Annotated in this window: 1 protein-coding gene (cut by a window edge); it reads left to right on the top strand. The window is 50.4% G+C overall.

Going from position 1 to position 17870, the window contains the following annotated elements; translation table 11 throughout:
• Positions 1–17870, top strand: the 3' portion of a protein-coding gene (locus EYC98_RS01905; protein WP_279243610.1) for a DUF4347 domain-containing protein. The gene continues 11167 nt to the left of window position 1, outside the view; 17870 of the gene's 29037 nt are visible here — the last part of the coding sequence; its start codon lies beyond the left edge, outside the window; its stop codon occupies positions 17868–17870.

The raw sequence follows: 17870 nt of genomic DNA, 5'->3' as shown, positions 1-17870 counted from the left end.
CATTAGCTGCTGGTATGCGCCTTAATCCCTCGACGGAAAATGCAAACGCACTCTCTTCACAGGATAAACTGGTCAATGGCCTGAACGCGCTTGCTGATTGGAGTACCAATTTTGGTACGCGGCTCGATAGCTATTTGTCAGACATTACAATCCCCCTGGTCGATAAAAACCTGAAAGATATTCTGGGTGGCTTCGGCCAGTATGGCTCGGTCATTCAAGGTAAAGTTAGCGAATTTTCCACTACCGTCAACGGCTACTTTGATAGCGCTGGCGATGCGGCTAACCCGAATGATTTGCTAAATGCCCTGCAGGGTGATGATTCAATCTCGGTCACCCGCGATGCCAGCTCGCAGGGCTACAGCGCTGCCATAACACTGGCAAGCTACAGTGAAGCCTTAGACCTTGATCTTGCCAGTTTGGAACTCGACTTCTCAGCCTACGGGATAGAGCTGCCCTTTGATCTTGGCTTGGAAGCCACTCAGTCGAGGCCGCTGGCATTGAATGCTGATGTGATGCTGAATTTTTCCTTTGGTTTGGATAACGATGGGGAGTTCTATGTTCTTGATCCGGCTCTTGATGCCCACGTCAATTTTGGAGAAGAGCAGCAGGCCATAATCGATGCCACCGATGGTCCGGAGGGTAGCTTCACTATCGCCGGAAATCATGAATTTGTGCCTTCGACAGCGGGCGCCATTTCTACGACTGGCCTGTTCCAGGAGGGAGACAGGTTTTCTGTTGCGGGTTCAACTGAAAACGACAACTTATATAGCGTAAAAAGCGTTGTTTACAACGTCTATAGCGACACCACAACCATTACCGTCAACGAAGAAGTTGCGTCGACTGTTGCTGATGGACTTTTAGTCAAGACGGTAGACTTCGGTGTTAGTTTGGGCCCATTCGGTCTGGCTGTAAATGATGCGCTTATTTCGCTGGACGCCTCAGCCGGGATGAACGTCGATGGCAAATTAAGCTATAGCGATCTGGTCAGTGATACGACCGGTAGCTTGATTGGATTGCCAGAGTTGGGCGAGGGTACACGCTATGAAGTAGTGCTGCCCGTGTCTTGGAGTGGCGCTCTGGATGGTATAAGCGACGGCGTTGGTTTTATTTCTGCCTCAAGTGCGCTGCTCCAGCCTGGCGCTTCATTAACTTCGTTGCTGGCTTCTATTCCAGCGACACTGAAATTCACCGATATGAGCAGTCTCGTTGAATTTGGCAGTATCTCGCTCGACATGATTCTTGAAACACTCGAAACCCTGGTAGACGGTATGGTCGGCCAGGACAGGGTTGTGCTCGCAAGCGAGGCAGACAATGCTCTGACAGTGTATGAGGAGCGTTGGGGTAGTGCTGAATCAGTCAGTCTTTATGACAATGATGAGCAGGCTCTTTATACAGCTGTGCTGGGAACTGACGGTGAACAGCTGAGTCAGGTTATTGATCTTGAGTCTGGTGGTAGCGCTCGTGTTTATGCGTGGCAAGACGGTGCAGGTAGTCAGCTCCTCGGCGTGGAAAGCGGCCCGCAAAGCGCGCGGATAATAGATGTGTTCACGGTTACTGCCTATGCGGAAATCGAGACTTTCCAGCTGGATGACGTCGACGCTACGCCCCAAGATAATACAGCAGTTACTAATGCTGCTACTGCCGCTGCCGGGATTGTTGGGCTGAGCCAGTACCGGGTGCGGGACGGCAGTTTATACGATGACGTTCCATTGATCGGCTTGAGTGTTGCCGATGTGTTGGGCGATGGTGCTGTCAGCATTGCTGCGGGTATAAGAGATGCAATCAGCACTGTACGCGATACCGCTCGCAATATCGGCGAGCTGGAAGAACAGCTCAATAGCCAGCTGCGTACCTTCTTTGGTTTGGCAAGTGACGTTGAGCTCATCACAATGAGTTATGCCAATTCGGCCTTCACTTTTGATTTCGATCTGGAGTATCTGGTACCGCCCAATACAGATACCGGGGTCGATGGTGATGGCGTCGCAGATGGCATAAACGACATACTCGCCTACGACCTAAATCTTGATATTGATGATCTTGACCTTGCCGAATGGCTGGGCATAGACCTTGAGCTCGATGAAGTGCTCGATATCCAACTTGACTCGCAAATAGAACTGAATGTTGAGGCTGACCTGCACATTGGCTTTGGGTTTGACCTTGGCAACGTATTCGAACCACAGCTGTTCGTCGACCAGGATACGGGGATATCGGCCGGTGTCTCGGGCTACCTGCCCGATATTGATGCGACCCTGGCCATTAACCTGCCTTCTATTGCCGGTGTGGACCTGCCTCCTTTGGGCTTGACCATTATTGATGGCTCGGCCGGTCTGAATCTTGGGTTCTATGCCAATCTGGGTGATCCGGAAGCTGATGCTGACGGTGACGGTATTCTTGATATCGGCGAACTGGGCGGAGCCTTCCAGGCCGAGTTGTTTGGCAGTGCCCAGACAGATCTGCCCATGTACTTCCCGCTTGAATCAATGCCTCTGGGTGGCTTTGACACTGACCGCAATGCTGATGGCGTGGATGACCACACGCTGCACCTGGATGCTGGCTTTTCACTCAATGAGAACCTTGAGTTTCAGACAAATTATGAATTTATTCTTCCCAGCATCAGTCTCGATTTTGATCTGGTACAGGCTTTCATAGCCTATTTCGACAAACCAGAAAACATGTTGGCTGCGCTGGATGGATTTTTTGATGGCATAGATGGTGTGGCCAGTTCAATAGACGCAATTGAGCTACCTCTGGTTGGTGGAGAGGCGTTTGATGATCTGGCAAACGCATTCTACGGACTGCGAACCAATATCCTTGGCGCGGCTTCCCCGAGCGGTACTTACGCTGCGCCTGACGCTGGCGAAGCGCCGAGCATTGGCTACACGTTGCAGACAACCTGGGCCGACCGGGAATCTGTTTTCGACAGTGTGCTGAGCTTGTTGCGCGACGAATTGTACACCGCCTTTCTTGCGCTTAATGAAGGTGGAGACAGCGAATTGTTCGCTTTCAGGGTGCCGGTTTTGGATGAGTACGGTGCTTTTCGATACGATGAATCGGGAAACATTGATTCTGAAATACTGAACAGGGTTGATCACACGGCCGATGATATCCAGTTGATATTCCTGCCGGATGGTTTAGTAACGTTCAATCTGATGTTCGGCGGCACGCTGGTTTCAGGTGCGCAGAACATAGACTTTTCTGCGGGTATGCCAGGTCTCAGCCTCGAGACCGACGCTACACTTTTGGCGCATATCGATTATCTGATGGGTTTTGGCTTGGGTCTCGGTGTGCTGGACAGTACTACTGTCGAGGTCGGTGCGTTTGTTGATACCTCTGGCGTTAATGTTGCCGGTGAAGAAATCAGTCTTGATATTCTCGCTGGTATTAAATCGGGCTCTACTCTGGGCGCTACATTAGGGTTTTTGGCCGTAGAGCTTGAGGACGTTAATGACAGTGCCTTGAATATTGGCGATCTCGATGGGGATGGCGAAGATGACATCGTCGGCAGCCATATATCTGGCCATTTGGGTCTTGACCTTATTGATGCCAATCAGGATGGACGCTGGACGTTGTCGACCGGAGGTATCGAAGGAATTGAGCTGGCAGTACTCGCCAATATTGGCGTAGATATGGATTTTGGCATTGTGGTTGACACCACGGCCGGTGAAGCTCTGCCAGGTATTTCAACCATTCTCCACTACACCCATGATCTGGGTGAAATCAGTTTGTCTACCGATAGCGGATTTACGGTCGATTTTGGCGCGCCGGAAGTGATCTTCGAGAATGTAACGCTTGATGTCGGTTCCGTTTTAGATGGTTTCCTTGGGGATACCATTGAAGTGTTGGGTGACATCGTTGAACCGCTCAAACCGGTCGTTGATTTGCTGACCTTTGAGTTGGATCTTGGCGTAGCGCAATTTACGCTTTTGGACCTAGCGCGGATCCGGCTTCCCAGTCAAACCGTTGATACAGCAAAGAAAGTGCTCGAAGTTCTCGATTCGACGATTGAGTTTGTCTTGAAAATGAAGGACTTTAATACCAGCGAAGGTATTAACTTCGGCACCTTTAATCTTACCGGCGATATGGTTGCTGGTGGTGAAATCACAGAAGATGATGTCGCGGGCTCAGAAATGAGCTCGGTCGGTGGCGTCACCGTCAGTGAGGATGGCGTTGATTTGAGTAGCCTCGTCTCGGGCCCCACCGGTGGTAACGATGAGTTTGGATCCAAGACTGGACCCAGGGGCGCCAGTGCGGCCACCAAGGGTAAGGCATTCAGTATTCCGATTCTGGAAGATCCCATGTCTGTCTTGGGCTTGCTAACGGGTAAAAATGTTGACCTGTTCTATTACGACCTGCCTGATCTCGACCTTGAATTTTTGGCGGAAATCGCTTTCCCGATCTTTGGGCCGCTGCAAGGTTTCCTGTATGGAGAGATAGGCGCCATCACCAATTTTGATTTTGGCTTTGATACCAGGGGCTTTAACGAATGGGCCGATGATGACTACGCTATTGAGTCAATTGGAAATATATTCAACGGCTTTTATTTGGATGATCACGGACTGGAGAATGTGAGTGACCCAAATGATCCTGATTATGATAATCCTGAGGTAATTCTATCGCTCGAAGTTGGTGCCGGTGCCAAGATTGATTTGGGGGCAGCGGAAGCCGGTGTTAGAGGTGGTCTAAATGCCACCATCGGTTTTGACCTAAATGATCAAGCCAAGGCAGTTGATGGGAGATTTATTGGCGACGGCAAATTTTATGGTGATGAGATTCTGGGTCGCCTTGCTCATGGTCCGGAGTGTTTGTTTGATATGTCAGGCGTACTTACTGCATTTCTTGAAGCGTACCTGGAAGTAGACCTTGGCCTGTTCTCGATAGATTGGAGCGAGCGTTTTATCAATGAGGTTATTGAAACCTTTGAATATACCTGCGATATCGACGATGCGGACGTTATTACCACCGTTACCACTGTTGATAACGTCGAAGTTCTGGATTTCTTGGCGGGGGGTTCTTATCAGGTCTCTCGCGTCGACAAGCTGGATCGCGCTGTGCTACTCGAAGCAACAGAAGAAGACTTAAGAGAATATGATTACGATACAGGTGCGAATATTCTGGATGTCTATGTTGACTCGTTGAAAAATCAGGGCAGCAGTGACAACTTCCTGATTTCAGATTCTAACGGACGCAATCTTCTTGCTCTTGCAGATGAAGAAGACTTTATTGTAGTTCAGGCGAAGGGCGTTGTTGCTGTTTATCTGGCGAGTGAAATTGATCAAGTCAATGCCATTAGTAATCCGGGCATTGATGACAGTGCAATCGATGATTTCCGGCTAACAGGCCTTGGCGACAAAATTCTTATTGTCGAGACGGGTGATGGCGCTGACCGGATTGCGATTAATTCCAAAGCCGGAGTTGCGCTGACGGGCAGCGTGGTGGTGCGATCAGGAAAAGGTAATGACACTATTATCGCCAATGATAATGCGTTTGATTCTATAGAAGTTTATGCGGGCGACAACGACGACTCGATCACTATATCCAGTAAGGAGGGTGTCGATGCTCTGTATACATCATCGTTCCTGTACGGTGAAGATGGCGCTGATACTATCGTTGGTAATGCAGGCGTTGACTATATCGAGGGCGGCGCAGGCAGTGACCGCCTCTATGGCATGGGAGGCGCGGATACTATTTATGGATATCAACAAAATGGAATAGAGACTACGGCGACCCCTAATCCAGCGGACGCAGGGCTCGATCGTGCATTTTATGACGCTATTGTTGGCGGTGATGGCGTCGATCACATTTACGGTTCGGACTATGATGATGTTATTAGCGGTGGCGCTGGTGATGACTTTATCGAAGCAGGTGCCGGCGATGACAGCATCAAGGGAGGTTTGGACAGCGATACTATTTACGCTCAGGGCGGGGATGACCTTCTGCAGTGGAATGTGGGTGACGGCAGCGATTTGTTGTGGGACGGTGGGGGAGAGGGAGACCTCGTTAATGTTGACGGCTATAACTACGACCGTATCGAGCCGACAGAAGAAGGTGAAATCGCTTTCATGCGGGTTGCCAATGCTGGCAGCGACGATGTCGTTAAACTTGAAACGAATGCTACGGACAGCGATCGCGCAGATCTGAGCTGGACGCGCGATGGTGCGGTGTTCACTTTTAGCTTGATCAATATGGAAGGCATCAATATCGATACCGCTGGCGGTAAGGATATCGTTGACATTTATGATCTTGAGACCACCGGGCTCACCGAGGTCGGCGCCAATGTCAGCCGCGACTATCGATACGATGATATTAGTACTAAAAGTGTTTGGCGCAGGGTAACTGACGGGTCTGCCGCTGATGGTACCTTTGAGTTGGCTAGTGTAGACGATGAAATTGTCAGTATTAAGACGCGTTATATAGACGACACTGGTCTCATAATTGATGAGGCGGGTATTCCTCAAGGAGTTTTAGGTCAGCGCTGGAGTGCTGACCGTAACACCGTCACGATTACTGATGAGCGTGGCACTTCCAGAGTTTGGGAGCGAGATGCAGCTGCAACCGTTGCCAACACCTTTGATCTGGTTAGCACTTTTGGCACCGCGACTAACTTTGAGCGCATTATCCTGGATTATACGGGTCTGACGATCGACAATAGAGGCTATGTTGATGGTATCGAAGGACAGATATGGAGTGCGGATCGCGACACGGTACAGACTACTTCCGATGACGGTCAGGTCAAGATATGGCAGCGGCTTTCGAGTCTTTCTTTCGAACTAACCAACGTTGATGGAGACGTTGCTGTTGGTGGTCAAATTGTGCCGGAAGATGCGTTTTCAACGGCTGACCCGAATACTATTTGGAGTGCAGACAGGAATACCATCACTGTCACGGGTCTCGACGGCAAAATTGAAACTTGGCAGCGAGCCGTTAACACCTTCGATTTAGTGAGTGTAGACGGCGCGTTAGTTAGCCCGAGCACGATTGTTTTGGATGACACTGAGTTGGCTATTGATGCCAACGGTTTCCCGGCTTCGACGGCCTACGAGATATGGAGTGCTGATCTGAATACCGTGACCACGGTTGCGGCAAACGGCAGTACTGCTGTTTGGCAGCGCGATAACACGGGCTTGGCTGAACCGGGTACTTTCCAGCTGGTGAGCACTGACGGTGTGGCAGAAGTTCGTGGCAGCAGTGTTTTTGATGCTTCCGCGTTGGTAATCGACGATGCGGGTGTGCCCGAGGGCGAGCCAGAGCAGGTTTGGAGTGCTGACCGCAATACGGTCACAGTAACGAACGAAAAAAATGAGGTGCGAGTTTGGGAGCGTGATGAAACTGCCCCGGTGGCCAATACCTTCGTACTAAAAGGTATTTATGGTGAAACCGGTGGCGTCAGAACCATCACTTTGAATACAGATGCGCTAGTTGTTGACGAAAACGGTATTCCTGCGGGGACTACCGGAGAGGTTTGGAGCGCTGACCTTAATACTGTCACGATCACCAAAAAGCTCGGAGAGGTGCAAGTAGAGATAGACGATAATCTGCTGGATGTAGTCAATGTTTATGGGCGCGAAGTTCAGGACAACTATGTCTTGTCTTCACTTCGTTCGCCGTTATTATCGCCGTTTGATGACGGTGAAGTATCAACCACGCAGTTGCTCCAGGCTCAACGCATAGACGCTGCGACAAACACTGTGGCAATGAAACTGTCTTTTGGCGGTCTGGAGCTCGATTATGACCGCTTTACGCTGCAAGCCTTGGGCGGTGATGACACCATAGATGCTTCCAGCATTGGCGAAAAGCCAGGGCTAAGCAACGATGATCAGGTGGTCTACGATTTCCGTTTGCTGGGTGGAGATGACCACGACACCATCCTGGGTTCCAGGTATCACGACATTATTATCGGTGGTGCCGGCTCGGACAATATTACGGGAAATGCAGGTACAGACGAGTTTTATGAGCTGGACATCCTTGACGATGCCAATGTTGATACCAAGACGAGTATTGACCCCGCCACGGGCGAGGCTCTTGATGTGCCCGCTTACGTCGATGTTGACACGCTTATCGAAGCGCGAGATGCCTATTTTTGGCTGTCGAATACCTCACTTCGTATTGATGATTCATCATTGCAGTTCCAGTACGGCAACGAAGTAGAAAGTTTTGGCGATATTTTTGAATCCACAAAGTTGACAGGTTTTGATGCGGCAAACCGATTTGAAATTTTCAATTGGTCTGATAGTGGTGAGATTGATGGTGCTTCTGGTGGCGATAGTTACTTTATGGAATTGGCAGCCTCCTCCTCAGGCCAGCAATTTCTAAATATTAAGGACAGCGGGAACACCGGATTAGATAGTTTGACATTTATTGGCAGCTCTGGTGATGACACCATTCAACTGGATACTGTCTATGACGCTAGCGAAGATCCAAATCGCAAACTTATCGACGATAGGTGGCGCGAATTCGGAGTCTTTGATAGTGAATTAGGCTTGGGTGACGGACTGATTATAGGACATTTTGATTCGACCAGTGACTATTCATCAACTAATACGGATGATGAAGAAGCACTGCTTGAAGTTAAGGATACTCAGATTAAGGTCGGTCTGAATTTTCAGGTTATTAACTATGGGTCGGTAGAGTCTGTGGTGGTGTTTGGCGGCAAGGGCAACGATACCTTCATCTCAGATAGCACGTCTGCGCGCATTGATGTCTTTGGTGGCGAAGGCAACGATCAGTTTTTTATCGGCTCGGTGGTAGATACGGATGAGGTTTTAGCTGAAGGACAGATTATTACTATCGTTACTCAAATTACCGACGGTGTTAGTTTTCCGAATACCAATTTCTTTGGTGGTGAAGGCAATGACTATTTTGAAGTAAACCATAATATTGCCGAAATTAATCTGTTTGGTGATAACGGTGACGATACCTTCTTTATTAAGGCGTTGTTAACACAAGATGAAGAGAAAGTGCTTTCCACGGTTGCCTCCAGTACGGCAAATGTCAGTGCCACCTTAAACCCGGGTGCAGCTGATGAAGGGGTTGTTGATACTCGTGAAGTTGATATTGATACGCTTGTGTATGTCGAAAATGCCAGTATCAATATTGATGGTGGTGCCGGCTTTGATGCTGTCGCCATTGTCGGTACAGCGCTAAGCGACACTTTTTATGTATATGTCGATCAAGATGGCAAGCAAGTGGTCTATGGCGCCGGTGTTAAGTTAGAAGATTTAGTAAATATAGAGCGCATCCAGCTTTTGACGGGTGGGGGTGATGACACCGTCTATCTCTATGGAGTTGACATGGGCACTATCGGTGACTTCTATGTCAAAACTGGCACAGGTAGCGATACTGTCTATGTCGGAGGAGAAGCGCAAACCTTCGATCTGAGATTCCCGGCGGGTTTTAACCAATATTACTCTTACGTTGAGAAATTTTATGTCTACCGGGATTCGAACGGTAATTATGTAGAAGTTGAAGAAATTGATGGCCTGCCATTTTTTGATGTATTGCGTACAGGCGCCATATTGCCGTTTGTTGTTGAGCAGCCTGCCCGCACTCGTCGGGAGATGATGAATGCTTCTTATGATATTGCTGCGTTTAAGTCGCCGGTCATTATCGATGCTGGTACCGGGCTGCATGATGAGGTTATTTTTGATCACCAACTGGGTGGTAGTGGTTTGGTCTTAGCTGATACCGAATTGAAGAAAAAGAATCTAAGTTTTAATCGCAGCAGTCTTTCACTAGTTACTGCAGGTAGCGGCGAGGGTGATCTAACTGATTGGGCTTTAACTAATGATTCTCCGATTGCGATTGAAATACAAGCGAGTATCTATGCCCAAGCTGAGGAGTACATCCGCTTTTTTGATCGCTACTATGATTCGGGCCTGATTCAGCAGCTTGCAGAACTTCAGGATGGTCAGCCACCGGTTAATTTGAATATGGGCGCTGATCTTAGCTATTACTCGATACAGCCCAAACTGAACAGTACTTCCAGTTTTGAGTCTGATGCCAGTAGCCCCGTCCCTGTCTATACGCAGTTGGAAAACTATGCCGCTAACGAAGGGTTTACACTGGAATGGGATAGTGTCGAAACACCTGTAGAAACTCTTTATGAGCTAGTATCTATTAAGGATCTGGATGGCAATGATGTTAGCTTCGATGCCACATATAGTGAGACGGTATACCTCGATAACGGCGTCAGTAAAACAGCTCCTGACCTGGATTCTATTACGGTTACTACGGTTAAGTCAGTATACGACCAGCTAACTGAGTTCGCCGCAGAAGTAGGGCTTGTTCTGGAGTGGGTTGAAGAAGAGCACCCCGATCCAACCCGCAGTGACACCTTGTACCAGCTGGTCTCCATTAAACAGGACGGTAATGATATTCAATTTTCAGCAGTGAATCGCGAGTTTGAGTTCTTTGAGTCTAGCACCAGCACTACGAGCACTACTTATTTCGATCTGCTGTCGGTTGCGTTCAATACCGTTAATCCTATAGATATTACGGTTGCAGCAAATGCAGTAATCCCCAGTTTTGATCGAGACGCGCTTGCATTGGTTTCAACCGGCATCGGTGATTTAGTGGGCTGGGCCTTAGACCCGCTATCAGCACAGAATTCAGCCGACGATTCACCTTCACTGATTGCTACAAGGACTGCTGTAATTGAATCTATACAAGAGGCTCTCTACTCTCAGGCCGAAGACTATTTGAGCGACTATGATCGCGATGTAGATAACTCGTTTATTCAGAGTTTGGCCGCATTAGTTGGAGCTGAAACGGCAATGCTGACGATGGAAGCCGGGACTGTTTACTATGAACTAGATAGCACTACAAGTTCCGCAGAATCCATCTATATGCAGCTAAATTCGTTCGCAGAGGCGGCCAGCCTTACGCTGGAGTGGAATACTGTCGATACAGGCACGCAAAACCTTTATGAGCTTATCTCTGTGAAAGACAGCGAAAACAATAATGTTGGTTTTGTGGCGACACATATTGATAAGGCATACATCGCTAATGGTGTTAGTGCTACGGCTCGCGATTTACAAGCGATAACGTTTGCTACCGCCAATCCTGTCGATATCACCATTGCTGCGAACTCGGTGGTGTATGGCCCTGTAATAGACCGGAGTTTCTATAGCACTTTGGCGGCGGATACGAGTGACAGTCTGCTTTACTTTGCTAATGTAAATGAAGCGACGATCAAGGTCAGCGAAGGAGTGTTGGAAGAGAAGCTTGTTATTAATAATGGACTATTTCATGGCATCCTCAATGTTGAGGGAAGCTCGGATGAAGACAAGATATTCATTGAGCGCACAGCGGCCCAGACGGTTGTTCATGGTGGCTTTGGCGACGACATTATTCAGGTCGGTGATATGGGTGTCCTGGATAGTATTGGGTCTAGTGTCTATTTGTTTGGCGATCAGGGTAATGATCAGATCATTGTTGATGATTCCAACAGCGACATCGGCAAAGATTTCCTCGTTAACCAGAATTGGCTGCAACACACCACCAGCTTTGAAGAGCTGAATAGCCTGACGAATATTCTCGGCTTAACCGGGATTACAGACGCCGAAAACTTGGCGCTTGCTGAAGCCCTGAAGGTGGAGTCTGTTGCCGTGGGGCAGCTTGCTTTGGATATGGAACTGGCGACTCTGAACACGCTGGTAACGGAAGTAGCTGATTCGTTGTTGGGTCGACTCGATGATGTGGTGTCTACTTTAGGCGCTAAGCTTGATGCATCTATTGCAGAGACAGAGACGTTACTGAGGGAGAAAGACCGAGAGCTTCTGGAGAACCAGGTCAAACTCTATGTTCGCGCCAGGTATTATGAAGGTGACGGGGTTGAAGCTAACTCCATAGCCAACCAGATTCTCCAAACGCTGAGTGATTCGGGATTACGTGCTGAGCAGAAATACACTGAATATGACGTTGAACTTTATTGGACGTTCGAGACCAGAAAGGTCGATTCTGTAGGAAGTTTCTTCGGCGCCATTGGCGATGCCGTTTCATCGGCCGTACCAAATTACAGACAGATTACCGATAGCTCGGCCAGTGCTAGTGGCAGCTTCACAGATGGTCTGGTGGAGGGTATAACGCGGGTAGAAGGGTTCTTCTCAAACCTGGCAAGCTGGGTTAGTTGGAGGGATGCCAACACTACCAATAGCGGCGAAGGAGTAAACGATGCAATGAAAGCGTTTTTCTCCTTTTTGGGTGTTTCTGACCCTACGAGTCGCAATCAGGTAGCGGGCAGCATCAAGGATTTTGTAGACGGGTCTTTGGAGCAGCTAATAAAAAATTCGTTCAGCAACAAAACACAAAGAATCAACGGCGGATTTTTAGACCCAGAGGACAAAATAGAATTATATTTGGTTAATGAGATCGAGAAGGAGACTGGATACGATTCCGTTGTGCGCAACTATCTTTATGCGTTGGGGCAAATATACGACCAGGCCAAGGCTGAATACACAGGTACATCACCTATTTTTTCCACCTTGTTACAAAAACGAGATGGTTTGGATATAGATAACCTAAATGCAATTTACACGACCTACAAGAATGATAAGGGTATTAGGGGCTTTGAGTTCGACTCTCCGGGGAATTGGCGGGATCCTAACCTGATCAAAAAGATCTCAGAGGTAGATTTGAATTTTGATCTGGGTTTGTCAAATCCCCTTGTGAATCTGGACGCGGTGTCCCTGTCCCCTGAAATTAAGGCCAAGGTAGATGCGTTGGCCCCGGGCGCTGCTTTCGCCACCGACTATCATCAGCAGATTCTCGATCTGGCCTCGGCAGTCGAAAATGCTAGAGATGGTGATATTACCCAGGTAGAACTTACCGCGGTCATTGATGAGCTATCTTCACTGATAGACGCGCTGAATCCGGAAAACAAGACGTTAGCGGATAAGGATTTGGGTGCGGAAGCGGCCTTTGTAAAATCTGCGGTATACGCTGACCTTGCAGCTAGCACTGAGAATGGCTTGTCAGAATTGCTAGCTGACCTTAAAGACCTCATGGGCGATATTGCTACCCATGAGTCGGCAATAGAAGCTTCAGGTAGCAGCAGTGATGATTACGAAACACTGAAAGCCCAATACACCTCTGCGGGGTATACAGCTGCTCTGGGAACTTATAAAACGGCCGATCTTCTCGTGGAGAATTTCGCGGCGTACAGCGACCGCTATTTAGCAGGAGAGCTTTCCACGGCCGCGGTAGATGCCATTAGGGAAGTCAACAACATCAATATATACGCGGATCGTTTTGGCGCATTTGTCACCGCAATAGAGGATGGCTTTGATCTTGAGGATTTCGCCGAAGATTTCCTCGAGGTGCAGAAGAACCTGGCCTTTTTCGTTGAGAACAATCCGGATTATATTGATTCGCTTACGGCGGAGACTCGCTTCACTGCGATGGCTAAGTCACTGCAAGCTGACGATCGCGATATTTTGCGTCCGGTGCTGATCAATATCATTCAGCAGGGCTTGTTTGATGCCGCCTATGCCGACGCGGTGAAGGCTCGGAACGAACTGGTTCCGAAGCTAAGGCTTGAATATACCAAGCCTGTTGACTACTGGTGGTATACAGAGACCATCCAGTTGCAGTACCGCTATGATGAACGTTACGTCGCGGCGGAGGCACTGATCCTCAATCTTGGTGAGAAGAAGCAGCGCGCAAAAGAGCGTGTCGATGCAGCCAACATTGATCGAGACGATCTGGATGCTTTATATACGCTCTACGACGAGACTGCGGTCGCAGCGGGATTAGCGAATGCCGCCTCCAAAGCTGAATACGATGGCTACAAGGACAGCATCAGCGCAAAGTTTTTCGTGCTGAAGGCTCTGGGCCAGGTAACCGTTGATGTGCTCACTCAGGAACGCGGTCAAAATGCGGCGGAATCCTTTGTTGGCGGGGGCATGGCAAGGCGCCTTGAAACTTACCTTGAAACCTATGAGGTTAGCTTCGAGCGGCAGGAAGATAAGGATAACTCTGAATTTGTGCCTTATATACCGCCAGAGCCTTATGAACAGCTACCATCCAAAAATGCTGTTCTGCAGGTTGTTGAGGAAAGTAATTCAATAAAAGTGACCTCTTTCACCTGGGGCAGTACAGCAGGTATTCACGTGGGCTATGAGGACCTGGAATCTCTGGAGATCAATCTGGGTCAGGAGAACGATGATGTAGAGATACGCGATACGCTAGGCCAGCAGGCTGCGCGCGTCACCATTAATACCGGAGCCGGCGCGGATGACGTTGTTATCGGTGATGAAAACAATGAAGCTTCGGGCGTTATTGCTTCCCTGGTTATTGACGCCGGGGAGGGCGCCAATACCATTTCTATTGATGATTCGGGTTCGCTGGTAGCTGATTCTGTCACTGTCGATATTATTGAACTCGGTGGTAGAACTTATGAATATATTTCGGGTGTTGCGACCGGAGATATCTATCTGGCAGGAGACACCACTTCGGATCCCTTCGAGATTAATCTGGGTGAAGGCGAAGATGAAGTCACTGTGAACGGCTTACTGGCGGATACCACGACAGTCGTTCGTGGAGGCAAAGGTGCTGATCAAATGACAGTAGGTGCCTTCACGCCTGTTGCAGGGGGCAGCCTGACGCTGGACGGCGAGGACGATGGCGATATTCTGGATGCCACAGCTGCATTATTTGGTGTCGAGCTGTTGGGCAATAAGGGCGAAGATTTCATCTACGGCTCTGAATCTGGCGATCTTATTGATGGTGGCGATGATAGTGATACCATTTTTGGCAACGGAGGTGATGACACGATTTTCGGTGGCCGGGGTGATGACGTTATAGAGGGCAATAAAGGTTTAGATACTATTCACGGGGATGATGGTAACGACCTCATTTTTGGTAACGAAGGTAACGATGTCCTGTTTGGTGATGCCGGTGATGACCTGATCCGCGGTCTGGGCGGGACGGACACCATAGACGGTGGGCTGGGCAGGGATATTCTGTTCGGCGATGACGGCGACGTACTGGACGCCGCCGGCAATAGCCTGGTGGCGGCTGGCCTGCGAGATGGAAACGGTAGGTTATTGGCTGCGACTGTCGCCAGTGCGTCTAGCGCTGACGAACGCGACATTATCTCTGACATGGCTGACGATAATATAATTATTGGCGGCTTGGGCAACGACCGTATTGATACGAGTAACGGCAATAATGTGATACTTGCTGACCATGGCCAGGCCGATTACCTCAACGGGGTGCTCATCCGTTTGCGCAGCAGCGACGATGAGGGCGGTGACGATACTGTCACTGCAGCGGACGGTGACAATGTCATTATCGGCGGGGCCGGTAGCGACGCTATCACTGTTGGCAACGGCGCGAACCTTATCCTGGGCGACAACGGTGTCATCACTTACTCCGATGCGGGTGTGATCGAAAGCGTTGAGGTCACCGATCTCGATAACGGCGCGATGGACACGATTGTGGCCGGCGACGGCGACAATGTTGTGGCCGGTGGTGCTGGTGGTGATGAGATTGATACCGGCACGGGCAGTGATGTGGTGCTGGGTGATGGTGGCACGCTGGCGTATACCGCCGGAGTCTTGACCCGCGCCGAATCCGCGGCTGCTGAAGGTGGTGACGATATCATCACCGCCCTTGATGGCGACAATGTGATTCTGGCGGGAGCCGGAACTGACGAAGTCACTACCGGCGACGGTGTGGATTATATCCTGGGCGACAACGGTGTCATCACTTACTCCGATGCGGGTGTGATCGAAAGCGTTGAGGTCACTGACCTCGACAACGGCGCCCGCGATATCATTCTCACTGGCGACGGAGATAAAGGCATTGCTGGCGGTGCCGGTGGTGATGAGATTGATGTCGGTGAAGGGGATCACCAGATCCTCGGTGATGGTGGCACTCTGATCTATACCGATGGAGTGCTCACTCTTGCTGACTCAACGGCGCCCGAAGGTGGCGCTGATGTGATTACAGCGCTCGATGGCGACAACGTGATACTGGCCGGGGCCGGGACCGATGAAGTGACCACCGGCGACGGAGTGGATCATATCCTCGGCGACAACGGTGTGATCACCTACTCCGATTCAGGTGTGATCGAAACCGTTGAGGTCACCGATCTCTATAACGGCGCGATGGACACGATTGTGGCCGGCGACGGCGACAATGTTGTGGCCGGTGGTGCTGGTGGTGATGAGATTGATACCGGCACGGGTAGTGATGCGGTGCTGGGTGATGGTGGCACGCTGGCTTATACGGCCGGAGTCTTGACCCGGGCAGAATCTACGGCGGTTGCAGGTGGTGACGATGTCATCACCATTGCTGCTGGCGACAATGTGATCCTGGCGGGAGCCGGCAGCGATAAGGTCACCACCGGCGACGGTGTGGATCATATTATCGGTGATAACGGCCTGATCGAGTACTCGGCGGCAGGTGTTATCGAATATCTGGCAGTGACGGATCTGGTCAACGGCGCTGCAGACACGCTCGATAGCGGCAACGGCGATAACGTGGTGGTAGGAGCCACCGGTGGCGACACCATAACGACCGGCACTGGCAAGGACGTGGTGCTCGGCGACGGCGGCACGCTGACCTATGTTAACGGCGTGCTGGCATCGCTGGTGTCTACGGCGGCGACGCCGGGTGACGATATCATTACTGTCCGCGGCGGTGATTCGATTGTCGTGGCTGGCGGCGGTGATGATCGTGTCACTACCGGTGACGGCAATGACGCGGTGCTTGGTGACAGCGGTGAAATCATCTGGCGCAATGGTCTGCTGGAGAGTATCTCCGCGGCAGTTGGTAGTACTGGTAAGGACCAGCTGTCACTTGGCAAAGGTAATAATCTGGGTATCGGCGGTGATGGCGACGATACTATTGTGGGTGGCGATGACTCTGACTGGATACTCGGTGATACTGGCGAGTTCCGATTTGAGACTGGAGAGCTGCGTAGCTTTGTTACCACCGTCAGTGGTTTTGGTAATGATCAGGTCTCGGGCGGCACAGGTAACGATATGCTGCTCGGTGGTAATGGCGGCGATACCCTGGAGGGCGATGCAGGCAACGACGCCTTGTTTGGTGACTTTGTCAGGATCGAGGTGTCTGCTGAGGGTATCAGGGATATGCAATCTACAGAGCCTTTGCTGGGCGGCGACGATACCCTGCGTGGCGGTCCCGGCCAGAATATTCTGGTGGGTGGCGCCGGTAGAGACCTGTTCGACGGTGATTTCAGCGATGATGTGATTGTCGGTAACTATGCTCGCATTCTTGATAACTCGCTGTTCGAAGTGCTGTTGGTGGCCTCTGACCCCACCGGTTTGGAAGCGATATCCGGTAGCCTGTTCGATCTCTATGATGAAGACGATCCTTTGGCGGGTGTTAACGGTAGTGCGGGTGTGGTTTTCGACTACGCAGTTTCAGAGCGATCGGTTGATCGCACTGACCGCGCCCTGAGCTTGACGCCATTGCTGAACGGTGAAGAGCTGTCGCGTTTATCCGATGCAGAGCTGCAGGAGTTTCTGTTGAATCTACCGCTGGCGCCGTTGGCTAATATGCGCGGTGGTGATGGCAATGTCGTGGATGATCCGGAAGAAATTGAATCACCCGAGGAATTGCCTGATAATGCGCCCACCTCAGGCGCCAGTAGCGGGCAACCGGCTGGCGGCGAAACTGGCGCAGCCAATGCCACGCAAAACGCGCAAGCAGTGCGCGCGGCCATGACCGGTGACTATTCCGATTCTTCTCTTGCAGCAAGCCTGCTGTTGGCAGCAAAGGTCTCGCGCAGACGAGGCTGGCAGGTTAGCGGCATCAGGGATGCTGGCGAATCGATACAGGGTGATTTGGTGAAATTGCGCCGCGCTCAGCAGCACAGCCGATTTAAACTGTGGCTACGGGACTAG

Source organism: Candidatus Litorirhabdus singularis (assembly GCF_026262625.1).
GTDB lineage: Bacteria > Pseudomonadota > Gammaproteobacteria > Pseudomonadales > Halieaceae > Litorirhabdus > Litorirhabdus singularis.
Note: the sequence above shows the minus strand (reverse complement) of the source record. Positions and strands in the feature narration are given on the sequence as shown.